This is a genomic window from Ancylobacter sonchi (assembly GCF_018390695.1).
Lineage (GTDB): Bacteria > Pseudomonadota > Alphaproteobacteria > Rhizobiales > Xanthobacteraceae > Ancylobacter > Ancylobacter sonchi.
In genome coordinates, this window is sequence record NZ_JAHBGF010000013.1 from 113,366 (window position 1) to 136,770 (window position 23,405).

The window sequence follows — 23,405 nt, forward strand, 5'->3', positions numbered from 1 at the left end:
TGCGAGCGACGTCAACGGAAGCCCGCAATCTATCGCTGATCGATGACATCTCCCGCCAGCCGACCAACGCCATTCACAGAAAAGAACTTTCGCGAAGAACGAGTAGGCCGGTCCGCCGCAGCCGCATCAAGGCTGGCGCTTCGCACCACCGCTCACGCGGCTACGGCCTTGACCCCGCCGCGGCAGACCGGCAGGGGCTAGCCATCGCGTAACGCGGAGTGCGAGCAGCTTGCTCCGCTAGCGAGAGAAGCAGAACGGTCAGGGCGCGCGGCAAGCGGAAGCTCGCTGCGGGCTAACGAAAGGTTAGATTGTGGCCGGTTGTGGACGGTCCGCTATTGGGGACTTTAAAACGAGAAGCGAACTTATCGTCGATGAATGACTGAGGCCGAAATTGACCCAAAGCTGCCTCTGAGAATGTCCGCTTTGCAGCGATCAGCTCAGGCTCTGAGCAATCTCGGGCTTTCTCCTGCGCTGCAACAGCAGCACCGGCACGAACAGCGCGAGGCCGAGCAGCGACGAATAGAGCTCCGGCGCCACCAGCAGCATGGCGGCGAGCGCCAGCACGAGCCGCTCCCATGCCTGCAGCCGCGTCAGCAGCCAGCCGGATATGCTGGCGCCGAGGCAGGTGATGCCGATCACGCACCCTGCGAAGGCGAGGACGAAGTCCGGCCAGTTGAACCCCTTGGTGACCAGCAGCAGCGAGGGCGAGAACACGAAGACGAAGGGCACCAGCACCTTGCCGAGCCCGAGGCGGAACGCCGTGTTGCCGGTGCGGAACGGATCCGCATTGGCCATGCCGGCGGCGGCATAGGCGGCGAGCGCCACCGGCGGCGTGATGTCGGCGAGCACGCCGTAATAGAACACGAAGAAATGCGCCACGATCGGCTCGACGCCGAGCAGGCCGAGCGCCGGCGCGGCGATGGTCGCCATGATGATGTAGTTGGCCGTGGTGGGGATGCCGCAGCCCATCAGGATGCAGACCACGCCGGTCATCAGGAGTGTGAACAGCAGCGTCAGCGTCTGCGGCGCCACCAGCACGGCCGGCAGCACCGCGCCGGCCCAGGACGCCATCGAGGCGGCGGTTGAGGTGACGATGAACGACACCTTGAAGCCGACGCCGGTCAGCGTCACCACGCCGACCACGATGCCGACGGTGGCCGCCGCCGCGCCGACGGCGAGCGCATATTTGGCGCCGTCGCGCAATCCGGCGGCGATGTCGGCGATGCTCATCCGGTTGCGCGGATTGAGCAGGCCGACGGCGATGCACAGCGTGATGCCCCAGAAGGCGGCGAGATAGGGCGTGTAGCCGGCGAGCAGGATGCCGATCAGCGCCACCAGCGGGATGATGGTCGGCCAGTCGCGCTTCAGCGCCGCCTTCACGTCCGGCATCTCGTGCGGCTCGAGGCCGCGCAGGCCGTTGCGTTTCGCCTCGAAATGCACCTGGATGAACACGCCGAAGAAATGCATGAAGGCCGGCACGATCGCCGCCAGGATGATCGTGGTATAGGGCAGGTTCAGGAACTCGATCATCAGGAACGCGGCGGCGCCCATGATCGGCGGGGTGATCTGCCCGCCCGTCGAGGCGGTCGCCTCCACCGCGGCGGCGAAGTGGCGCTTGTAGCCAAGGCGGATCATCGCGGGGATGGTGAGGGAGCCGACCGTCACCGTATTGGCAACCGAGGAGCCGGAGATCATGCCGAACAGCGCCGAGCCGAAGATCGACACTTTGGCCGGGCCGCCGGCATAGCGCCCCGCGACCCAGGCGGCGCAGTCGAGGAACAATTGGCCGAGGCCGATGCGGGTGGCGAACACGCCGAACAGCACGAAGTGAAACACATAGGTCGCCACCACGCCCAGCGCGACGCCGTAAATGCCCTGCGTGGTCAGGTAGAGATGGTCGATGAGCTGGGAGACGCTGGCGCCGGGATGCACCAGGATGCCCGGCATGTGCGGCCCCCACAGCGCATAGGCCATGAAGACGATGGCGATGATCGGCAGCGGCACGCCGAGCGAGCGGCGCGTCGCCTCCAGCAGCGCCAGGATGAGCAGGCCGCCGAGCACGACGTCGAGCGTCGTCGGGTTGCCGACCCGGAAGGCGAGGTCGTCCAGCGGGATCAGCGGGATGTGCATCACCGCCACGACGGCGGCGATGGCCAGCGCCCAGTCCGGCAGCCCGATGCCGAGCGGGCGCAGCAGCCCGGACCGCGCCGGCTGCGTGTAGCCGCGCCGCGCCGCCGGGAACACCAGGAAGACCAGGCCGAGCACGAAGGACAGGTGGATGCCCCGGTGCATCGTCTCCTGCAAGAGCCCGAAGCCCGCCGTGTAGTAGTGGAACAGCGACAGGACGACCAGCAGCCCGCCGACCAGATAGCCGGCTCCCGGCGCCAGCGGCCGGAAGCGGATCTCGGGGTCATAGGCCTCTTCCAGCTCCCGGACCTTCGCCTCGTCGAATTCGAGCGGGATGGTCTCGGCGGGAACGGTTTCGACAGCCGGAGAGGAGGAGTTTTCCCGGACGCTCATGGCGCGGTCGCCGGGGCTATTTCAGCACGCCGGCTTCCTTGTAGAAGCGTTCGGCGCCGGGATGCAGCGGGACGCCGAGGCCGTTGGTGGCATTTTGCAGGGTGATCAGCTTGCCCTTGGCATGGCCGGCGTCGAGCGCGGCGCGCGAGGCATCGTTCCACAGCACCTTGGCGATGTCGTAGACGAGTTGGTCCGGCTGCTTGGCACTGGTGAGCCATTGCGCGTTGACCGAGATGGTGTCGGTCGCGCCGACGCCCTTATAGGTATCGGCCGGCACCTTGTCCCTGGCGAAGAACTTGTACTCGCCGAGCAGCTTGTCGACTTCCGGCCCGGTGATCGGTACCAGCTCGATCCCGGAGGAGGAGGCGAGCTCGGAGATGGCGCCGGTCGGGTAGCCGCCGACGAAGAAGAAGGCGTCGAGCGCGCCGTCGCGCAGCCGGTCGCCGGCCGGGCCGGGCTTGAGATATTCCGGCTTGATGTCCTTTTCGGTCAGCCCGTAGGCGCCGAGCACGATGCGCGCATCCACCAGCGTGCCGGAGCCCGGCTCGTCGAGCGCGACGCGCTTGCCCTTGAGGTCCTTCACCGACTTGATGCCGGCGGACTTGGCGGCGACGAGGTGGATGGTCTCCGGGTAGAGCGTGGCGATGATGCGCAGGTCCCCGACCTTCGGCTTGCCGTCATAGAGACCGGTGCCGGTATAGGCCCAATAAGCGACGTCGGACTGCGAGAAGCCGGATTCGGCGGCGCCGGACTGGATGGCGTTCACATTGGCCACCGAACCGTTGGAGGCGATGGCGGTCGCCACGAGGCCGGGAACGCCCTTGTCGCCGGCCGCCGAGATCGCGTTGGCGATCAGGCCGCCGACCGGATAATAGGTGCCCGCCGTGCCGCCGGTGCCGATGCGGAAGAAGGTGGGCTGCTGAGCCAGCGCCAGCCCCGTCATCGCGGTGAGGCCAGCAAGGGCCGCCACGAGATTCAACTTGCCGAAGAACTTCATGAATCGTCTCCGCTACGGGCGCCGGTGATCGCGAAGCAATGATGGTGCCCTCTCGTTGCGGAGCCGACAAGAGACGCATGAAGATTGCGCCGGACGCCCCGGAAACAGCCGATCTGTACGCACATCCGGCCGATCCGGTGCGGCGGTCTTGCTGTCGGACTGGGAATGTCCGACGAATCACCTTGCGTAGGCGGCCCGGTTTTCGCGGTGGGCGGGAGGTCGAAGCCGTTGCCATCCCCGGTCGCAAACTTGCATACTAGTTTTCTACATATTAGAATCGCATTTTCTCATCGGGTGATGCAATGGGCAGCGGCTCTCGCCTGGGCAAGTTCGACGGCATTCGGCGCGGCGAGGATGGACAACTCGTCGGCGCGCCGCCGTCGACCGCCAGCATTCGCGACGCGATCCGCCGCGACATCATCGCCCTGAAGCTGAAGCCGGGCACGCGTGTCTCGGAGAACGAGCTGGCCGCCCGCTTCGGCACCAGCCGCACTCCTGTGCGGGAGGCGCTGCTCGGTCTCGTCGATCAGGGGCTGATCGCGGTGCTGCCCCAGCGCGGCACCTACATCACCTATATTTCGCTGAAGGGCGTGCGGCGGGCGCGGTTCCTGCGCTTGGCGCTGGAAGTCGCGATCTTCCGCAGCGCCGCCGAGCAGGGCCTGTCGCGTGCCATGCTGGGGGCGGCGGAGGACGTCATCGACGAGCAGGTGGCGGCCGAGGCCGACCCGGAGCGCTTTACCCGCGCCGACGACGCCTTCCACCGGCTGTTCGCCGACGGCATCGGCATGGGCGATCTATGGACCGTGCTGGAGCAGGAGAAGGCGCAGTTCGACCGGATCCGCTTTCTCAGCCTACCCAATGTGACGCCGATCGACACGCTGATCGGCCAGCATCGCGCCATGCTGGAGGCAGTGCGCACCCGCGATCCGATGGCGGCGGAAGAGGCGGTGAAGATCCACCTCTCGGAAGTGCTCAAGGTGACGTTCGAACTCGCCGAACGCCACCCCGACCTGATCATCGACGACCTCGACGCGCCTCAGAGCCCGTGACGGTCGAGGATGCGGCCCCCGCTCTGCGCCACCTCGTCGCCATCGCGGAACAGCGGCCGCCACGCGGCGACGCCGCGTGCCACGTCCGGCCCGCTGACCGCCGAGGAGAACGCCTCGACGCCGATCAGCTTGTCGTAGCCGGCCGCCTTGAGCCGGGCGAGGAACGGCGCGAAGTCGATCTGTCCGCGATCGAGCAGCCCGCGATCGTTCTGGTCGAGCTCGAAATAAGCGAGATGCGGTAGCGCGGCGTCCAGCGCCGCCATCGGATCGGCTTCCTCGATGTGCATGTGGAACGTGTCGAGATGCAGCCAGAGATTGGCCGGGCGGCCGACCAGATCGAGAAAGGCCAGACCCTCCTCCACCGTGGTCAGCATGTTGGTCTCGTAGCGGTTCAGCATTTCCATCGCGAAGCGCAGGCCAAAGCCCTTCGCCTCCTCGGAAATCTCGGCCAGCGCCTCGGCGCTGCGCCGGCGCATATCCGGCGTGGCGACGGCGTCGGCCTTGCCGAACAGCCCGTAGGTGATGCCGCCGACATGGACGGCGCCCATGTCGCGCGCGAGGCGCAGCGCGGCGCGGTGCCGCTCGATCCCCGCCTTGCGGATCGCCGGATCATCGCTGGTGATGTCGGCGCTGGGCAGCTGGTTGGCCGAGCCGACCGCGGTGATGCCATGCGCGCCGAATATCCGCGCGATGGCCGGAGCATCGATCACCGAATGGTCGCGCAGCGGCACCACGACATGGTCGAAGCCGGCGGCCGCCGCGCGCGGCGCGACATAGTCGGCCGCCTCGGCGGACCAGCCGGGAATCCACGAGAAGGAGTGGATCGAGCGATTGGCCATGGTCACGTGCCTTCCAGCTGATCGACCGCCGCCATCACGCCGCGCAGCTCGGCGAGGCCGCGCAGCCGGCCGATGATCGGGTAGCCGGGATGCGTCTTGCGCGTGGCGTCGTCGATCAGCTCATGACCATGGTCCGGACGCATCGGGATTTCCCAGTCGGCGCGGCCTTCCGCCTTGCGACGGCGCTCCTCAGCCATCAGCGTGCGCACCAGCTTCACCATGTCGGTGTCGCCGCCCAGATGGTCGGCCTCCATGAACGAGCCGTCGGCATCCTTGCGGACGTTGCGCAAATGGGCGAAGTGGATCTTGTCGGCGAAGCGGGCGGCGATGGCCGGGACATCGTTCGCGGGATTGGCGCCGAGCGAGCCCGAGCACAGAGTCAGCCCGTTGGCCGGCGAGGGCACGCAGCCGAGCACGAAGGCGATGTCCTCGGCGTTCGACACGATGCGGTCGAGCCCGAACAGCGCGCGCGGCGGATCGTCCGGGTGCACGCACATCCGCATGCCGCATTCCTCGGCGGTCGGGATGATCTCCTCGAGGAAACGCTTGTAGTTGGCCTTCAGATCCTCGTGCGAGACCTCGTCATAACGCTCCAGCATGGCGCGGAGCTGCGGCACGTCATAGCGGTCATAGGCGCCGGGCAGGCCGGCCATGATGTTGGCGAGCAGCCGGTCGCGGTCGTCCTGCGTCGAGAGCGCGAACCATTCCGCCGCCCGCGCCAGCACCTCCGGCGAGTGGCCAGCCTCGGCGCCGGGGCGCTTAAGGATGTGCAGGTCGAAGGCGACGTATTCGTGGATATTGAAGCGCAGCGCCGTGCCGCCGCCCGGCAGCGGCGCGTAGATCTGGGTGCGCGTCCAATCGAGGATGGGCATGAAGTTGTAGCAGATGACCTTGAGGCCCTCGGCGGCGAGGTTGCGCATCGAGGCGCGGTAGGTGTCGAACAGTGGCGCGAGGTCGCCATCGCCGAGCTTGATGCGCTCGTGGATCGGCAGGCTTTCGACTACCTTCCAGCGCAGGCCGAGCGCGGGATCTTCGACCAGCGCCTTGCGCCGCCCGATCTCCTCGCGCGTCCACACCTCGCCATAGGGGATCTGATGCAGCGCCGTGACGACGCCGGTCGCCCCGGCTTGCACGATGTGCTTCAGCTCGACGGCGTCGTCGGGGCCGAACCAGCGCCAGGTCTGTTCCATGAAAGTCTCCGGTCTATCGGAAGGTGCCGGCCTCGCGGAGGCGGCGAAGCGTGGAGCGCGTCCCGGCGGTTGCCAGCCGGGCATGAGCGGCCGTGACGGCCGCGACGAAGGGGTCGACCGTGCCCAGCGTGCCGAAGATCGGCTCGATGCCGACCGCCCGCCGCACATAGTCGGCCGGGTCGGCGGCCTGTTGCCGCGCCTCGGCCAGCTTCGGGGTCAGGGGATCCGACACGCGAAGCGGCGCGCCGTCGTCGGCCCTCCCGCCGGCGTGGCGCAGAAAGGCGGCCACCACCAGCGCCAGCCGCTCGAAGCTTTGCCCCGCTGCCAGGCGGTCGCGGATCGGCGCGAGGATGCGCTGCGGCAGCTTCTGCGAGCCGTCCATGGCGATCTGCGCCGTGAGATGGCGCACGCCGGGGTTCTCGTAGCGCGCGCGCAATTGCGCGGCATAGGCGGCGAGGTCGGCGCCGGGCGGCGGCGGCACGGTGGGGATGATCTCCTCGCGCCACAGCGCCTCGACGAAGGGGCCGATATCCGGGTCGGCGATGGCAGCGCTGACCGTCTCGACGCCGGCGAGCGTACCGAGATAGGCCATCGCCGAATGGGTGCCGTTGAGCATGCGCAGCTTCATCAGCTCGAACGGCTCGACGTCGGTCGTCATCTGCGCGCCGGCGAGGTCCCAGCGCGGGCGGCCGGACGGGAAATTGTCCTCGATCACCCATTGGCGGAACGGCTCGTGCAGCACCGGCGCCTCGTCGCGCAGGCCGATCAGCTCCGCCGTCGCGGCGATGCCCTCCGGCGTGACGGCAGGCACGATGCGGTCGACCATGGTGGAGGGGAACGCCACCTCCCGTTCGATCCACGCCGCCAGCGCCTCGTCCTTCAGCGCCGCGTAGTCGGTGACGACGCGGCGGGTGACATGGCCGTTGCCGGGCAGGTTGTCGCAGCACAGAACGGTGAACGGCGCGACGCCGGCCGCCCGGCGCGCCGCCAGCGCCGCGACGATGAGGCCGGGAGCGGTGGCAGGCCGGCTCCCCGCCATAAGGTCGGCGCGGATCTCCGGATGGTCGGCGCGCAGATGCCCGGTCGCCGGGTCGTGGCAATAGCCCTTCTCGGTGATGGTCAGGCTGACGATCCGCGTCGCGGGATCGGCCATGAGCGCGGCCAGCCGCTCACCCTCGCTCGGCGCGTGGATGGCCGCGGCGAGCGAGCCGATGATACGGGCATGGCTGCCGCCCGGCCCGCGCTCGACGGCGGTGTACAGGAAGTCCTGCGGCTCCAGCCGCGCCTTCTGATCGGGGCTGCGCAGGCTGACGCCGGCGAGGCCCCAGGACAGGTCGCCGGTCGCCTCCATCGCCTCGTCGTTGAACGCGGCGACATGGGCCCGCACGAAGGCACCGAGCCCGATATGGACAATACCGGTGCCGACATGGGCGGGATCGAAGCCGGGCAGCCGGGCGCGGGCGCACGGAAGGCTGCGCCGGTCGAGGCGCTCGAAGGAAGACGTCGTGTCCGTCATCGGTGTTCCCGGCTCAGTCGAACATCAGGCTAGGCAGCCACAGCGAGATCGCCGGCATGAAGGAGACCAGCATCAGCACGAGGATGTTGCACAGCAGGAAGGGGACAGTCTCGCGCGCCACCGTTCCGAGCGGCACCCGCGCGATGTTGCCGGCAACGAACAGGCAGACACCGACCGGCGGCGTGGTGAGGCCCAGCATCAGGTTGATGACGCAGATCATCGCGAAGTGGATCGGATCGATGCCGACCGCCGTCGCCACCGCCAAGAGCGGCGGGAATAGGATGATCAGCGCGGCGATGGTTTCCATGAAGGTGCCGACGATCAGCAGCAGCACGTTCACCAGGAGGATGATGACGTACTTGTTCTCGGTCATCGCCAGCATCGAGGCGGCGATCTGCTGGGGGATCTGCTCGGAGGTAAGGATCCAGCCGAACAGGTTGGCGAGGCCGACCAGGAGGATTAGCGCGCCGGAGCCGATGGCGCTGTCGAGCAGGATCTTCGGCAGCTCCCGCAGCCGGAACCCCTTGTAGATGAACAGGCCGACCAGGAAGGCGTAGATCGAGGCGACGATGGAGGCCTCCGTCGGGGTGAAGATGCCGCCGACGATGCCGTAGAGGATGATCACCGTCATCAGGATGGCCCAGAAGGCCGCCTTGCCGGAATTGAAGATTTCGCCGAAGCCGGCCCACGTGCCCTTGGGATAGTTTCGGGCGCGCGCGATGAGATAGCAGGTCACCATCATCCCGAGGCCCATCAGCACGCCCGGAATGGCGCCGGCGAGGAACATCCGCCCGACCGACAGGCCGGTGAGCGTGCCGACGATGATCATCGGTACCGAGGGCGGGATGATCGGACCGACGGTCGAGGCCGAGGCGGTGAGCGCGGCGGCGAAGCCGGCGGAATAGCCGGACTTCTTCATCGCCGGGATCATCACCGCGCCGATCGAGGCGGTCTCGGACACGGCGGTACCAGAGATGCCGGCGAAGATCATCGAGCCGCCGACATTGGCGAGGCCGAGGCCGCCGCGAATATGGCCGAGCACCGCGCTGGAGAACCGCACGATCTGGTCGGTGATGCCGCCGCGGTTCATCAGATTGCCGGCGAGCACGAAGCCGGGGATGCAGAGCAGCACGAAGCTGTCCATTCCGGTGTACATGAACTGCGGCACGACGGTGAGGTCGATGCCGGCGCCGAGCAGATAGGCCAGCGAGGCGACGCCGAGCGAGATGGCGACCGGCACGCCGAGCATCAGGCAGGCAGCGAAGGTACCGAACAGGAGCGCGACGAGCATCAGACCAGCTCCTCAAGCGTGGGGGTACGGCCATAGCCGAGAAGCCGGGCCAGGGCGAAGAACACCAGGCAGACCGGGATGATCATCACGTCGACATAGGACCAAAGCATCGGCGCGTCGAAGGAGCGCGCCCGCTCACCGAGGCTCATCTCCAGATAGACCCAGGCGCTGGGAATGATGGCGAGGCCGAACAGCAGGATGACCACGTCAACCAGCTTGGCGGCGAGGCTTCGCGTCGGCTCCGGCAGCATCGAGGTGACGATGTCGACATTGACCATCTCGCCGTCCAGCAGGGCGAGCCCGCAGGAGAACGACACCAGATGGATGAGCGCGAAACGCGAGACCTCTTCCGTCCAGGCCGGCACGTAGACATTCGGCAGCCGCCCCAGCACCTGCATGGTGACGACGGCGATCAGCACGACGAACGCGACCACCGTGCCGATCCGGCAAATCCATTTCATGGCGCAGAGCGCCAGCTCGAACAGCGTACGCATCCAGATGCTCCGCGACAGGCAGGACGGCGCGGCCCCATCGAGGCCGCGCCACGGGAGGGCGTCACTTGGTCGAGAGGATCTGCTCGTAGAGCGGACGCAGCTGGTCGCCGAGCGCCTTCGACACCGCCTCCTGGCCGGCCTTGGCGAAGGCCTCCTTGTCGACGGTGACGAACTCCATGCCGGCCTTCTCGAGGGCGGCGCGGTCTTCCGCGTCGGTCTTGGTGAACAGCTCACGCTCATAGGCCTGCGCGATCTTGGCGGATTCGCGGATGGCCTCCTGCTGTTCCTTGGTCAGCTTGTTGAAGTTGCGCTCGCTGACCACGAGATAGATCCAGCTGCGCACGTGATCGGTGAGGTTCACGTATTTCTGGACCTCGTTGAAGCTCGCCGAGCGGATCAGCGCCAGCGGGTTCTCCTGCGCGTCGATGACGTGGCTCTGGAGGCCGGTGAACACTTCCGAGAACGCCATCGGCGTCGCCTTGGCACCGACCGCGTTCCAGAACACCACATGCAGCGGCACGTTGGAGACGCGCATCTTCAGCCCCTGCAGGTCGGCGGGGCTCTTGATCGGCCGGTTGGAGGTCAGCTCGCGCGGGCCGCGGGCGAAATAGGTCAGCGGGATGACGCGGACGCTCTTCTGGATCTCCTCGGAGATTTTCTGGCCGACCGGGCCGTCCACCACCTTCTGCAGGTGATCGAGGTCGCGGATCGCATAGGGCACCGCCAGCAGCGAGGCATAGGGCGTCCAGTTCTGCATGGACTCGCCGGAAATGGTGAAGTCGACGGTGCCGAACTGCATGCCCTTGATCAGGTCGACTTCCTTGCCGAGCGTGTCGTTCGGGAAGACCTGGATCTCGATCTCGCCATTGGTGCGCTTCTTCACCTCCTCGGCGAATTTCAGCGAGGCGAGGTGCCACGAGTTCTGCTCGTTGGCGAGATGGCCGAGCTTCATCACCGTCTTGGCGTCGGCGGTGCCGGCGAACAGCGCGGCGGTCATCGCGCCGGCCAGAATGGCGCTCTTCAGATGTGCAAACACGTCTTTCCTCCCAGTTTTTTGATGTTCGGCCTGGCAGCAAGACTTGGCAGCAGGCCGGCAGGCAGCGGCGTTACTGCGCGAAATCCAGCTGGATCTTGATGGTCTTGCCCGGCTCCTTCTCGAAGAGCTCGAAGGCGGCGGCGGCATCCTTTGCCGCGAAGGTCTGGGTGATCATCGCCTCGGGCTTCAGCTTGCCGCCCTCCAGCCACTCGACCACCTTCGGGATCAGCCGGCGGTTGAGCCGCGAGCCGTAGAGCGTGAGCTCCTTCTTGACGATCTCCTGCTGCGAGATGTTGCAAGGCGCCGGGGAGAACCCCATGACCCCGACCCGCCCTGCCGGAGAGGCGACGCGGCAGGCCTCCTCCAGCAGCGCGGGAACCCCGGCGCAGTCGATCACCAGCGTCGGGCCGAGACCGTCGGTCTCCGGGGCGACGCGGGCGGGAATGTCGTCGACGCCAGAGACCAGCACCTTGTCGGCACCGAAGCCGAGAGCGCGCTCCAGCCGGGCCCGGTCGGGATCGGCGACGATCACCCGGGCGCCGTTCATCTTGGCGACCTGCATCACTGTCACCCCGACCGTGCCGGCGCCGTAGAGCAGCACGGTGTCGTCCGGCCCGCAGCCGGTGCGCTCCAGAATGTTGGCGGCGATGGAGAACGGCTCGGCCAGCGCGCCGATGCCGATGGGAGTTTCGGCCTTGAGCTTCACCGCATTGCCCGCCGGCACGGCGATGAAGTTGCGGAAGCCGCCGTCGCGGTGCACGCCCATCACTTCGAGATGGGCGCAGACGTTCGAGCGACCGATGCGGCAGGGATAGCAATGCCCGCAGGCGACGACCGGATCGACCACGACGCGATCGCCGGCCTTGAAGCCGGTAACGTTCGGCCCGACCTCGGCGATCTCGCCGGCGAACTCATGGCCGATGATGCGCGGGTAGCGGGCGAAGGGATTGCTGCCGTGGAAAATATGCATGTCCGAGCCGCAAATGCCGGCGCGCACCACACGGACCAGCACCTCGCCCGACGCGACCGCGGGTATCTCGGCCTCGACGACACGCAGATCGTGAGGGCGAGCGACACTGACGGCGATCATGGCGTTCCTCCTGCCTTATGGCTTGAGGTGACATTGCAACACTAGTATGCAAGTTGTCAATCGATGGATCGGCGACCTTTCAGGCCCGTGCAGAACCCACCATTCCGGCCGACCGGCCTTTGCCATGTCGCCGCGCACAAACCATTGCCGTGCTTGATTGCCAGGAGATGCCCGATGTGGAAACCGGGCCATCCGTCGACGCGGCGAGGGGTCCTAGCAGCCGCTTTCAGGGGCCGCCCCACAGCAACAGGGTACCGAGAAACCGTCGCATCGCCAAAACTCAGAAGCGCCGGGCGATGATCGCATCCAGCGAAAGGCTCCCCGGCCCGCGCAGCGCGAGCAGCAGAAAGCAGGTTGCCCAGACGCCATGCGTCGGCCAGGCGTCGGGATAGACGAAGATCTCGATCACCATCGTCATGGCGAGAAGCGCGAGGGCCGAGAGCCGCGTAGTAAGGCCGACCACCAGCAGCACCGGGAAGAAGTGCTCCGCAAAAGCGGCGAGATGCGCGGCCAGCCACGGATCGACGAGCGGCAACCGGTACTCCTCCTGGAACAGGGCAACCGCGCTGTCGGTGACCTGCCAGCCTTCGACCTTGGTCTGGCCGGATTGCCAGAACACGGCGGCGGGAAAGACACGCGCGCAAAACAGTACCAACGAAAGCGGGACGGCATCGAGACGGTCGCGCAGACGCAACACCGCGGATGTCCTGTTGGTCGCCCTTGCAGAGGGGTTGATCGCGGTCATGGCAGATCTCCATCGAGAACATGGATGCCGGTCGCCAGCCCACCGCCGATGACGGTGGCGAGCGCGGCCGGCAGATCGAAATCCGGGACCTCGGACGCCGCCGCGTTCGCCGCGGTCCCCAGCGGTTCGCCGGCGTGGAGTGCTTCGACGAACAACGCGGTCCCCAGGGCGAGCGGACGCACGATGGCGTCGAGTTCGGGGCGATCGACCAGCACCGCCTGCGGCTGCCAGTCGTCGATGGCCGCGACAGGCTGCCAGCCGCTCGCCATGGCGAGGATCGTCCAGACCGGATGCGGCGAACGGATCACGACGACCGCCGGATGCAGTTCAACCCGCAGGGCCGCGATCCCCCGCGACACGAGCACCGAGAACGCATCGGCGCCGAGACGGGCCGGGTCCGGGGCGTGATAGGCGCGGGTGCGGGTAACCTCGATCCCCGCGATATCGGCGAGATAAGGCAGGTCCGCCGCCGGCGCGAAGCTGGTGAGAAAGCCCGGGAGTTCGTCGCCGAAACTCGTGAGCAAGGGCGAGGTCGGTGGACGGGTCCGCATGAATTCTTGCGCCATGGCGCGGAAGAACTCCTGGCCTACCAGCGAGACGAGCGCCGGAAATCGCGTCTCCAGCGCGCGGATCAGCGCGACCGCGACATTGTTGCGATAGACCGCGAAACGACGTTCGGCACGTCCGGCGAACTCAGGCGGCGAGCGCCGGTCCGGCGCCGTGAGCGCGGCGGCGAAGCAGGCGAGCGAGGTCATGGCTCAGGCCGCCACGCTACTTGCCGCCGCACTGCTTGCCGCCGCGCTCGTCGCATGGCGTGCCAGCACCGCGCCGGCCCGCGCCGCCTCGGCACACAATACCGGCCAGGCCGGCACATCATTGTCCCACTCGATCAGGCTGGGCAGCGGATCGGTGCGGGCGATCACCTCGGTGAAAAGAGCCCAGACCGGATCGGCCACCGGGCTGCCATGCGCATCGATGAGCAGCGGCGCCCCGCTGTCGTCGATGTCCTCGTCATGGCCGCCGAGATGGATTTCGCCCACCGCCTCCAACGGAAAGTCGGCGAGATAGGCCCGCGCATCGGTGCCGTGGTTCACGGCCGAGACGAACACATTGTTGATGTCGAGCAAGAGGCCGCAACCGGTGCGTGCGACCAGCCGACCGAGAAAATCCACCTCGCCAATGGTGCTCTCCTCGAAGCGCACATAGGTCGAGGGGTTCTCCAGCAGCATGCGGCGGCCAAGCGTGTCCTGAACCTCAGCGATGTGATCGCCGACACGGCGCAGCGTCGCCGGCGTGTAGGGCAGCGGCAGCAGGTCGCCGAAGAACGCCCCGCCATGGGAGGACCAGGCGAGATGCTCGGAAAAGCTCTCCGGCCGGTAGCGCTCGATCAGCGCTTTCAGCCGCGCGAGATGCGCCCTGTCGAGCGGCGCTTCGCCTCCGATGGAGAGGCCGACGCCGTGGAGCGAGAGGGCGAAGCGCTCGCGCAAGGCGGCCAGTTGAGCATGCGGCCGGCCGCCGGCTCCCATATAGTTTTCGGCATGGACTTCGAGGAAGGCGATCGGCACGGCGGGATCGGCGAGGATGGCGTCGAAATGCTCGGGCTTGAAGCCGACGCCGGCGCCGGCGGGAAGACGCGTGGTCATGAGAATCTCCTGCCTAGGGCACGGAGGGCGCCGACGGGCGCCCCCCGGTTCGCGAACCCCGACGTCACATCGCCTTCAGATGGCCCATGCCCTTGGGGGTCTTGATGGTCTCGCAGGTGCCCTTGGCGACGTATTTCCAGGCCCTGGCGTCATAATTCACCTTGGAGGTGCCGGCGCAGGTGGTGCCGGCACCGGCCGCGCAGTCGTTCTGGCCGGCGAGCGAGACGCCGTAGCACTTGTCCATGTTCGGCTGCGGCGCGGCCGGGGTGGCGGCGGCGCTGGCCACCATACCGAGCGCGGCGGCAAGCGACCCGGCAAGGGTGGCGGCGACGAAGGTGGTCTTGGTGGTCATGGGGTGTGTCCTCTGTGAGGTTGGCTTGAGCGCGAGGCCTCCGTTTGCCCCGGCGCTACCTCCTCTTTCGGCGGCCGGCGCCATTGCGTTACAGCGGCGGGCGACGAAATATGCCACGCGGAAAAATTCTCCGGCCGTGCCGGGCGGGCTGTAACGATCGGCCGGTAGCCGGCGAACTTACCTTCGGGAATGTATTGATGGACGATCGCGAGCGGCGCTGGATGCAGCTCATGCAGGCCGCGCTGGCCGGCGACCAGCCGTCCTATGAGCGGCTGCTGCGCGAGATCGCGCCTGCGATACGTTCCGTGGTGGAGCGGCGCCTCAGGCAGATGGGCGCGCCGACGGGCGAGAGCGAGGACGTGGTGCAGGAGACGCTGCTGGCGGTCCATCTGAAGCGGCATACATGGCGGCCGAGCGATCCGCTCGGACCGTGGCTGCGGACCATCGCGCGTAACAAGCTGGTCGATCATCTGCGCCGTCGCGGCCGGCGCGCCGAAGTGCCGGTGGAGGATTTCGCCGACTTGCTGGCGGCGCCCGAAGAGCGCCCCAGCACCGAGGCAGACGACGTGGAACGGCATCTGGCGCTGTTGCCGGACAAGCAGCGCTCAGTGATACGCTCGATCGCGGTCGAAGGAGCCTCGGTCGGCGAGACCGCCGAACGCATGAGAATGACGCCGGGCGCGGTCCGCGTGGCGCTGCACCGCGCCTTTGCCAGCCTCTCGGCCCGGTTGAAAGCGGACGAATGAAGGACGATGTGACGTGAAGACCGACGATCTCATACGTGGCCTCGCCGCCGATGCGCAGCGCCAGCGGAGCCTGGAGAGCGGTCTTGCTCTCGCGCTCGCCGCCGGGCTGGCTGGCGCGGTGGCGCTGTTCGCGATGATCCTGTCGCCTCGCGCGGGCATGCCCGGACTGCTCATGGAGCCGCGGGTGCTGATGAAATTCGTCGTGTCGCTTTCGCTCGCGGCAGTGTCGGTCTGGCTGGCGTTGCGCCTCGCCCGTCCGGGCGCGGATGCGCGGCCACTGGCCTGGGCGCTGGCCGTGCCCGGCAGCGTCCTCGCCGTCGGGGTCGCGGCGGAGTTGCTGGTTACGCCGGCGCAAGGCTGGATGCCCGGCCTTGTCGGCCACAACGCGGTTTATTGCCTGTCCCTGGTGACGCTGATGGGCGCACCGGTACTCGCGGCAGCGCTGTTTGCGCTGAAGCGCGGGGCGCCGGAACATCCCGCATGGGCCGGCGCGGCCGGCGGAGCGCTGGCGGGAAGCCTGGGCGCGGCCCTTTACGCGCTACACTGCGTCGACGATTCCCCGCTCTTCGTGCTGACCTGGTACGGACTGGCCATCGGCTTCATGACCGCCGCCGGCGCACTGATCGGCCGACGCACGCTGTCGTGGTAGCATGCGGCTGACGCGGCGGCGCGAGACTGAATTTCACTCGCGCCAGTCGCGGCTGCGGGCAATCGCGGCAGCGAAACGCTGATGATCGCGGGCCGTCACCGAGCCATCGGGCTCGAAGCGGGGTGCGGCGCCGCGGAGATGTTCGACATCGGCTCCACAAAGCTCCGCAAGGCCGAGCGACGTCATTTCATGCATGGCTGGCACCCGCACGTTGCGCCCGCTGGCACTGGCGAGGAACCGCGCGAAATAGCCGCTCTGCGACAGGCCGCCATCGATGGAGATTTCCTCGATCCGCCCGACCGAGGCCTCCGCTGCCTCGATCAATCCTGCCGTCAGCAAGGCGATGCCCTCGAGAGCCGCCTGCACCATGTCGCGGCGGTCGGTCGCCGCCTCCATGCCGATGAACAGCGGGGCGGCGTTGCGGTCCCAATAGGGCGCGGCGAGCCCCGACAGCGCCGGCACGAAAACCAGCCCGCGCGACAGGGCGGAGCTGCGCTCAAAACCGTCAAGCTCCGCGGGCGTCGCGAACAGGCCGAGACGCTGCAGCCATTCCAGCGCGGCGCCGGCATCATAGACGCCGCCCTCCAGGGCGAAGACCGGCGGTTCGCCGTTGCGCTGCCAGGCGAGCGTGGGCGGCAGACCGGCGTCCGACCGAGGCGCTCCACCCGTGACCGACAGAAGGAAGGCGCCGGTGCCGAAGGTGATCTTGGTATCCCCGGGCTTGCGGCAGCCATGGCCGAACAAAGCGGCCTGCTGGTCGACGATGGAAGCCTTGACCGGTACCCCATCGACGGCGCCGCATTCGGCGTCGACCGCACCGATCGGCGGCAGGCAGGCGAGCGGCACGCCGTGCAGCGCGCACAGCTCCTCGCTCCATTGGCCGGCGGCGAGGTCCATCAGCCCGGTGCGGGAGGCCGTGGCCATGTCGGTGCGGAAATGCCCGCACAGCCGGTCGAGGAAGAAGGCGTCGGTGGTGCCGAGCCGGAGCCGTCCCGCCGCGAGCGCAGACGCCACGGCGGGCAGGTTTCGGATCATCCAGCTCAGCTTGCTTGCCGAGAAATATGGATCGAGCGGCAAGCCGCAGATCGCCCGGGAGCGCGCCTGCGCCTCGGGACCACGCCGCGCCAGGCTTTCCGCCGTGCGGGCGTCCTGCCAGACGATCACCGGCGAGAGCGCCTCGCCGGTCCTGGCGTCCCAGGCGAGGCAGCTCTCGCCCTGATTGGCGATGCCGATGGCATCGACCTTGCCCGCCGCAGCCAGCACGGCCCGGATATTGGCGAGCAGTTCCTCGGGCTCATGCTCGACACGGCCGGGCGCGGGATAGTGCTGCGCGTGACGGCGGCTCGCGACGAGGTGGGCCGTCCCGCCATCCTCGACCAGAAGACAGCGGGTCGAGGTCGTGCCCTGATCGATCGCCGCGACGCGCATCAGCCGTTCTCCCGGAGGCGGAAATGGACGTTCTGCGCGCTGGTGGCGTGTGGCGGGATCGGCACCAGAATGCGCCGCTCCGGCAGCCAGTGCCCCTGCGAATGCCAGAACTCGCGACCATCGAGCTCCAGCGACAGCCGGCCGCGCGCGCGGCGCAGGAAGCGGAGCTGGAAATCGCGAAACGCGCGCGTGGCATTGCCGCCCCGCCGCAACAGGGCGGGTACCACCAGCTTGAGCGGGGCATCGAAGGTCACCGGCACGGCCTCCGCCGCGCTGTCGGCTCGCGCGAGGTCTTCGGCGATCGCGCGCCCCACGGCGCGGCCCTCGCGAAATGCCCAGCCGCCGGTCTCGACGGGGCGGAGCACATTGCCGGCGGCAAAGAAGAGCGGATCGGCGCAGCGTCCGTCCTGATCGATCGCCGGACCGGCGCTGCCCTGCGCGATGCCGAGCGTGGACTGCCGGCACAATGCCGCTTCCGGAATGAAACAGCCCGTGAGCAGAAGGCCGTCGCAGGCGAGCGTCTCGACCGTGCCATCCGGCCGGCGGAAGCTGACCGCCTCGACGCGGCCCGCGCCGCGAATATCGACGATTTCCACGCCGAGATGGAACGGCACCCCGGCCAGCCTCGGCAGCCAATGGAACGGCGCTCGGGCCAGCGGATTGGACGCACTCTCCAGTATCGCGACAGGACGGGCGCCGTGGGTCAGGCAGGTGAGCGCGGCGGAAAAGCTCACCAGTTCGGAGCCGAGGATTACCGGCCGCCGGAACGGCATCAGCCCGTGAAACGCGACATAGGATTGCAGCGCGCCGGTGGTCAGCACGCCCACCGGCCGGTCGCCCGGCAGCAGGCTCGCGGAACGCGGCAGCTCGCGCGCGCCCGTGGCGATCATGATGCGCCGGGCGGCGAGGGTCTCGACGCCATGCATGTTGGCGATATCGAGCGCACCGCCTGCGCCCACCCGAACTACCGAATGACCGGTGCGCACATCGACACCGGCTTCTGCCGCCTCGCGCGCCAGCCGGCGGGCGTAGGACGGTCCGAGATAGACACGGCCGAATTCGCGCATGCCGAAAGGTGAATGCACGCAGTGACGGGTCGCGCCGCCGAGATGCGGCTCGCGCTCGAGCAACATCACCCGCTCAACGCCGCGACGGCGCAGTTCCACCGCCGCGGCGACGCCGGAAGGCCCGCCGCCGACGATGATGACATCCGCCGGCCCGCTCATGCCGGCTCGCTTTCCTCGACCGCCAGCGGCTCGGCGAGGCGGCCGCGCGTCATCTCGGCAAGGCGGGCATTGCAGTAGAAGCCCTGGCAGCGCCCCATGCCGGCGCGGGTACGTCGCCGCAGCCCGCCGAAATCACCGGCCGGCACCGCGCTCGCCAGCGCCGCTTCGATCTCGCGACGGGTGACCAGTTCGCAGTGGCAGACGATCTCGCCGTGATCCGGCCGCTGCCAGTCGCGCTCCGCCGTTTCGGTAAGATTGGGAAGGCGAACCGGCGGCGCCGTCGCGGGAGCCGTCGCGGGCAGTCCGAATGCCGCATGGAGCTCGACCGCATGCCGGGCGAGGCCGAGCGCGGCGGAAAGCCCGGTCGAGCGGATGCCGCCAAGGGTGATTGCGCGCTGCTCCGGTCGGGCGAAAACACGGTAGCCCTTGCTCTCGGTCGCCGGGCGCAAGCCGGCATAGACCGCCGTTACCGGAACGTCGGCGAGCGCGGGCACGATCTCGGCACCACGCGCGAGCAGCGCCTTGAGGGTATCGGTCTCGACGGTAGCCCGCACACGGTCGTCCTGCTCCTCAGCGGTGGGGCCGACCAGCACATTGCCGAAGGCGGTGGGACACACCACGACGCCCTTGGTGATCTCGGTCGGAACCGGCAGCACGATGCGCGGCACATGCGCGAATGCCGCCTTGTCGAGCACCACGAACTGGCCTTTTCGCGGCTTGATGGTGAATTCCGGCGTGAAGCCGAGCCGCTGGTCGACAACGTCGCCATAGAGGCCGGCCGTATTGATCACGGCACGCGCCCGCACCTCGCCGGCCGAGGTCGACAGCCGCCAGTCACCGTCGAAACGGCCCTGCCTCAGTTCCGCGTTGCGCAGCAGCACCGTGCCGAGCGCGACCGCCTGCGTGAGGTAGGCCAGAGGGGCGGTCCAGGGATCGATGATGTACTCGCCCGCTACCTCGATCGCCGCGACCAGCCGATCGGAGAGCGAAGGCATGGAACCCCGCGCTTCGCTGGCGCTCAGCAGTCTCAGTTCGGCGATGCCGTTAGCACGGCCCTGCCCGGCAATCGCTTCCAGCCGGTCCGCCTGATCGGCATTCCACGCGCAGACCAGCGCCCCGGTCGGGATCAGCGAGAGACCGAGGCCAGCGTGAACGTCGAGATATTCCTCGCGCCCGGCCTTCACCAGCTCCAGCTCGAGGCTGTCCGGCGGCGCGTCGAAGCCGGTGTGCAGGATGGCGCTGTTGGCCTTGGAGGCCCCGGAGAGGATGTCGCTGCCCTTCTCGATCACCACGACCTTGGCCCCGGCGAGCGCGAAGCGCCGCGCTACCGCGCAGCCGACCACGCCCGCGCCGATGATGGCGACGTCGAACGGGGCGGAAATGTCGGGAGCCGATTTATGGAGCATGACCGCTCCCCCTTCAGTCGTCCCACCGCGACCAGCCTGGCCGGTCGCGGCACTTTGGAAGCACCCGGCGCAAGGCCGGGTTGTCAGGCCCCCGCCGCCCGGAAGCGGCGGGGATCGTCGTGCCGGCAGCCGGCGGACGGCTCAGCGATAGGGGTAGCCGGCCTTCTGCATGGTCTCGTCATACTTCTTGAACGCGGCGACCACCCGGCCCGCGCGCGGGCTGGAGGCGGCGATCTCGTCCCAGAAGCCCTTGGAATCGGCGACCACCTTGTCCCAGTCGGCCGGCGGCAGCGCGGTGAGTTCCATTTTCTGGCCCTCGACGCGCAGCTTGGCCTCGCCGCCCCAGTACCAGACGTCGCGATAATAGTGCGACTGGTCGATGCTCATGAAGAACAGTTCCTTCAGGTGCGGCGGCACCTTGTCCCAGCTCGCAGTGTTGGCGAAATAGCTGCCGAACCACGCGCCGGTGACCGAGTTGGAGAGCGCGTAGTTGCACACATCCGCCCAGCCGACTTCATAGGCCTCGGTGAAGCCGCACCAGGCCACGCCGTCGAGTTCGCCGGTCTGCAGCGCCACCTCGACATTGTCCCACGGGATGGTCACGGGCACGAGGCCGTACTTCGACAGGAACTTGCCGGCGGTCGGCACGCCGAACACGCGCAGGCCGTTCATGTCGGCGAGGCTCTTGATCGGCTTGTTCACGGTGAAGATATGCAGCGGATCCCAGGCGCCGGTGGAAAGCCACTTGACGTTCGGCACGCCGGCATAGGCCTCTTCCCAGATCTCCTTGAGGCCGTAGTAGCGGAACAGCGCCGGCACATCGAGGCTGTAGCGGGTGGCGAAGGGGAAGTAGCCGCCGAACACCGCGATATCGACCGGCGAAGCCATGGTCGCCTCGTCCGACTGCACGGCGTCGAGCGTGCCGGACTGCAGGGCGCGGAACAGGTCGGAGGTCGGCACCAGCTGGTCGGCATAATAGAGCTCGATCACCATCTCGCCATTGGCCGCGGCGTTGAAGGCGTCGATCTGCGGCTTGATGACATGGGCACCGAGCGGCGCGCCGGAATAGGTCTGCAAGCGCCACTTGATCGGGCCGGTCTGGGCGAGGATGGCCGGCGCCGCCAGCGTGGTGCTCGCCAGCGCGGCGCCCGCGCCAAGGCCGGCCTTGCCAAGGAAGTTGCGGCGTGTGGCAAGGATCTTGTCGGCGGCAGGATCGTGCTTCTTCACGTCGGTCATCGGTTTCTCCTCTGGATTTTTCTGGAAGACGATTGGCGATGGAAGCAGGTCAGCCCTTCACCCGGATCTGCTCGGGCAGCCACAGCGCGATCTGCGGGAACACCATCAGAATGACGATGGTGAAGGCCATGATCGCGGCGAAGGGCCAGATCGACTTGTAGATGTCGATCAGGCTGATCTCCTTGGGCGCCAGCGAGCGCATCAGGAACAGGTTGTAGCCGAAGGGCGGGGTGATGTAGGCGATCTGGCAGGTAATCGTGTACAGGATTCCGTACCAGATCAGCTGGTTGTCGAAGCCAAGATCGAGCGCTTTGACCAGCGGGATGTAGAGCGGCGCGACGATGACCAGCATCGCGGTGTCATCGAGGAACATCCCCATGACGATGAAGCTGAGCTGCATCATGATGATGATGGTCCAGGGGTTGAGATCCCACTGCTTGACGAACAGGAACTCGATCGCCTTCACAGCCCCGAGCCCGTCGAACACGGTTCCAAACGCCAGAGCGGCGAGGATCAGCCACATGAACATGCAGGACACGTTCAGCGTCTTGAGCGAGGTCTCGCGGACCAGCGGCCAGTTGAACCGACCCTTGGCGATGGCGGCGAGTGTGGCCGCGGTCGCGCCGACCGCCGAGCTTTCCACCAGGCTGGTGATGCCGAACACGAACAGGCCGGTCATGAAGAAGAAGATGGCAAAGGGAATGATGCCCGCCCGCGCCAGCGCCAGCTTCTCGCGGAACGGCATGTTGAGCTCTTCATCCGTCAGCTTCGGCGCGAGCTTCGGGTTCATCTTCACGCGGATGTAGATGTAGAGGATGAACAGCGCCGCCATCAGCAGGCCGGGGAACACGCCGGCGAACCACAGCTTCGAGACCGGCTGGCGCGCGATCATGCCGTAGAGCACCAGCACGACCGAGGGTGGGATGAGGATGCCGAGCGAGGAGCCGCCCTGCACCACGCCGGAGATCAGCACCTTGTCATAACCGCGGCGGATCATCTCCGGCAGGGCGATGGTGGCGCCGATCGCCATACCGGCGACGGAAAGTCCGTTCATCGCCGAGATGATGACCATCAGGAAGATGGTGCCGATGGCGAGGCCACCGGTGAAGCGGCCGAACCAGACATGCAGGGCCTTGTACAGATCCTCCGCGATGCCGGATTCCGCGAGGATGTAGCCCATATAGATGAACATGGGCAGGGTAAGCATCGCGTACCAGTTGAACAGCTTGAAGACCTGGTTGAACGGCAGGTCCATGGCGCCGGGACCATAAAGCAGCAGCGCGGCGGCGGAGGCGACGGCACCGATACCGGCAAAAACCAGCTGTCCCGTGCCGAGTGCCAGCAGCATGGAGGCGAACATCAGCAGGGCGATCATCTCATAGCTCATCAGAGCGTCTCCCCGCGCAGGGTGGCGATCTTCTTGAACACCAGCGAGAAGCTCTGCAGCAGCATGAGGAACAGACAGGCCACTAGCAGCGCCTTGATCGGAATCACCGAGGGGTTCCAGATCGAGAAGCGCCGCTCATTGGTGGCGATGGCGTATTCGAGGCTCGAGATCGAGCCGATGAACATCACGACGAGATAGAGGATGAGCATCCACAGCGTGGCGAGCTCGACCTTGGCCTTGCCGCGCTCGGAGAGCGTCGAGTACCAGAGGTCCATCCGCACATGCTCGTTGTTCTTCAGCGTGAACGGACCGCCCATGAAGTAATAGGCGACGAGCATGAACTGGGTGAGTTCCACCGCCCAGTGCACCGGCATCTTGATCAGGTTGCGGGTGACGGCGTCGAACATAAGTGCGGCGCCCATGAAGAACACCAGCGAGGCGGCGAGATAGCCGACATAGTCGGAAATCCGGTCGGTCCAGCGGACATAGCAGGCAATGAACCGCCACATGCCTGCCCGCTCGCCTGTCACTACATCTGCATCCACGCCGTCACTCCGTTCGTTTT

Annotated in this window: 22 protein-coding genes; 3 read left to right on the forward strand and 19 right to left on the reverse strand. The window is 67.5% G+C overall.

All coding sequences use genetic code 11. The features are described from left to right. Positions 1-432 precede the first annotated feature (432 nt). Positions 433-2,520, reverse strand: a complete 2,088-nt coding sequence (locus KHC28_RS06670) for a TRAP transporter permease (RefSeq protein ID WP_214007565.1) — start codon at positions 2,518-2,520, stop codon at positions 433-435. A gap of 16 nt (positions 2,521-2,536) precedes the next feature. Continuing rightward, entirely contained in the window at positions 2,537-3,517 is a 981-nt protein-coding gene (locus KHC28_RS06675) for a TAXI family TRAP transporter solute-binding subunit (RefSeq protein ID WP_214007566.1), read from the reverse strand. Positions 3,518-3,819: 302 nt separating this feature from the next. Between KHC28_RS06675 and KHC28_RS06680 the strand changes: the two genes are divergently transcribed. Next, positions 3,820-4,566, forward strand: coding sequence for a GntR family transcriptional regulator (locus tag KHC28_RS06680; RefSeq protein WP_214007567.1), 747 nt, complete (start codon positions 3,820-3,822; stop codon positions 4,564-4,566). Here KHC28_RS06680 and KHC28_RS06685 read toward each other — a convergent pair. From KHC28_RS06685 to KHC28_RS06735, 11 genes are all read right to left on the reverse strand, one after another. Next, the gene (locus tag KHC28_RS06685; protein WP_230360797.1) at positions 4,554-5,405 is read right to left on the reverse strand and encodes a sugar phosphate isomerase/epimerase family protein; all 852 of its coding nucleotides are present in this window, start codon (positions 5,403-5,405) and stop codon (positions 4,554-4,556) included. The genes KHC28_RS06680 and KHC28_RS06685 overlap by 13 nt on opposite strands. Positions 5,406-5,407: 2 nt before the next feature. Next, positions 5,408-6,595: a mannonate dehydratase gene (uxuA, locus tag KHC28_RS06690; protein ID WP_214007569.1), complete on the reverse strand. Its 1,188-nt coding sequence runs from the start codon at positions 6,593-6,595 to the stop codon at positions 5,408-5,410. A gap of 13 nt (positions 6,596-6,608) precedes the next feature. Next, complete coding sequence (locus KHC28_RS06695) at positions 6,609-8,111, reverse strand: mannitol dehydrogenase family protein (RefSeq protein WP_214007570.1); 1,503 nt, start codon at positions 8,109-8,111, stop codon at positions 6,609-6,611. Between the two features lie 13 nt (positions 8,112-8,124). After that, positions 8,125-9,402, reverse strand: coding sequence for a TRAP transporter large permease (locus KHC28_RS06700; RefSeq protein ID WP_214007571.1), 1,278 nt, complete (start codon positions 9,400-9,402; stop codon positions 8,125-8,127). Beyond that, positions 9,402-9,896 (reverse strand): TRAP transporter small permease, encoded by a 495-nt coding sequence (locus tag KHC28_RS06705; protein ID WP_214007572.1) that lies wholly within the window; start codon positions 9,894-9,896, stop codon positions 9,402-9,404. Before KHC28_RS06705 ends, KHC28_RS06700 begins: the two co-directional genes overlap by 1 nt. Before the next feature lie 61 nt (positions 9,897-9,957). Continuing rightward, positions 9,958-10,932, reverse strand: coding sequence for a TRAP transporter substrate-binding protein (locus KHC28_RS06710; RefSeq protein ID WP_312893116.1), 975 nt, complete (start codon positions 10,930-10,932; stop codon positions 9,958-9,960). Between the two features lie 70 nt (positions 10,933-11,002). Further along, positions 11,003-12,022, reverse strand: coding sequence for a Zn-dependent oxidoreductase (locus KHC28_RS06715; protein WP_214007573.1), 1,020 nt, complete (start codon positions 12,020-12,022; stop codon positions 11,003-11,005). 280 nt (positions 12,023-12,302) lie between these two features. Then, entirely contained in the window at positions 12,303-12,767 is a 465-nt protein-coding gene (locus KHC28_RS06720) for a DoxX family protein (RefSeq protein ID WP_214007574.1), read from the reverse strand. Continuing rightward, positions 12,764-13,522 (reverse strand): HvfC/BufC N-terminal domain-containing protein, encoded by a 759-nt coding sequence (locus KHC28_RS06725; protein ID WP_214007575.1) that lies wholly within the window; start codon positions 13,520-13,522, stop codon positions 12,764-12,766. Before KHC28_RS06725 ends, KHC28_RS06720 begins: the two co-directional genes overlap by 4 nt. A 3-nt stretch (positions 13,523-13,525) precedes the next feature. Then, entirely contained in the window at positions 13,526-14,410 is an 885-nt protein-coding gene (gene bufB / locus KHC28_RS06730; protein WP_214007576.1) for an MNIO family bufferin maturase, read from the reverse strand. Between the two features lie 64 nt (positions 14,411-14,474). Then, entirely contained in the window at positions 14,475-14,762 is a 288-nt protein-coding gene (locus tag KHC28_RS06735; RefSeq protein ID WP_214007577.1) for a BufA1 family periplasmic bufferin-type metallophore, read from the reverse strand. Between the two features lie 197 nt (positions 14,763-14,959). Between KHC28_RS06735 and KHC28_RS06740 the strand changes: the two genes are divergently transcribed. After that, complete coding sequence (locus KHC28_RS06740; RefSeq protein WP_214007578.1) at positions 14,960-15,508, forward strand: sigma-70 family RNA polymerase sigma factor; 549 nt, start codon at positions 14,960-14,962, stop codon at positions 15,506-15,508. Positions 15,509-15,521: 13 nt separating this feature from the next. Beyond that, positions 15,522-16,157 (forward strand): NrsF family protein, encoded by a 636-nt coding sequence (locus KHC28_RS06745; protein WP_214007579.1) that lies wholly within the window; start codon positions 15,522-15,524, stop codon positions 16,155-16,157. A gap of 33 nt (positions 16,158-16,190) precedes the next feature. Here KHC28_RS06745 and KHC28_RS06750 read toward each other — a convergent pair whose 3' ends face one another. From KHC28_RS06750 to KHC28_RS06775, 6 genes are all read right to left on the reverse strand, one after another. Beyond that, positions 16,191-17,585 carry an FGGY family carbohydrate kinase gene (locus KHC28_RS06750; protein ID WP_214007580.1) on the reverse strand — a complete coding sequence of 465 codons (1,395 nt, stop codon included), beginning with the start codon at positions 17,583-17,585 and terminating at the stop codon, positions 16,191-16,193. Beyond that, positions 17,585-18,811, reverse strand: a complete 1,227-nt coding sequence (locus tag KHC28_RS06755; protein ID WP_214007581.1) for an NAD(P)/FAD-dependent oxidoreductase — start codon at positions 18,809-18,811, stop codon at positions 17,585-17,587. The genes KHC28_RS06750 and KHC28_RS06755 overlap by 1 nt, the downstream gene beginning before the upstream one ends. Beyond that, positions 18,808-20,217 carry an NAD(P)/FAD-dependent oxidoreductase gene (locus KHC28_RS06760; RefSeq protein ID WP_214007582.1) on the reverse strand — a complete coding sequence of 470 codons (1,410 nt, stop codon included), beginning with the start codon at positions 20,215-20,217 and terminating at the stop codon, positions 18,808-18,810. The genes KHC28_RS06755 and KHC28_RS06760 overlap by 4 nt, the downstream gene beginning before the upstream one ends. Positions 20,218-20,358: 141 nt before the next feature. Next, positions 20,359-21,453 (reverse strand): type 2 periplasmic-binding domain-containing protein, encoded by a 1,095-nt coding sequence (locus KHC28_RS06765; RefSeq protein ID WP_214007583.1) that lies wholly within the window; start codon positions 21,451-21,453, stop codon positions 20,359-20,361. A 49-nt stretch (positions 21,454-21,502) separates the two neighbouring features. Then, positions 21,503-22,840, reverse strand: a complete 1,338-nt coding sequence (locus tag KHC28_RS06770) for a TRAP transporter large permease (protein WP_214007584.1) — start codon at positions 22,838-22,840, stop codon at positions 21,503-21,505. After that, entirely contained in the window at positions 22,840-23,349 is a 510-nt protein-coding gene (locus KHC28_RS06775; protein ID WP_214007585.1) for a TRAP transporter small permease subunit, read from the reverse strand. The genes KHC28_RS06770 and KHC28_RS06775 overlap by 1 nt, the downstream gene beginning before the upstream one ends. Between the last annotated feature and the right edge of the window lie 56 nt (positions 23,350-23,405).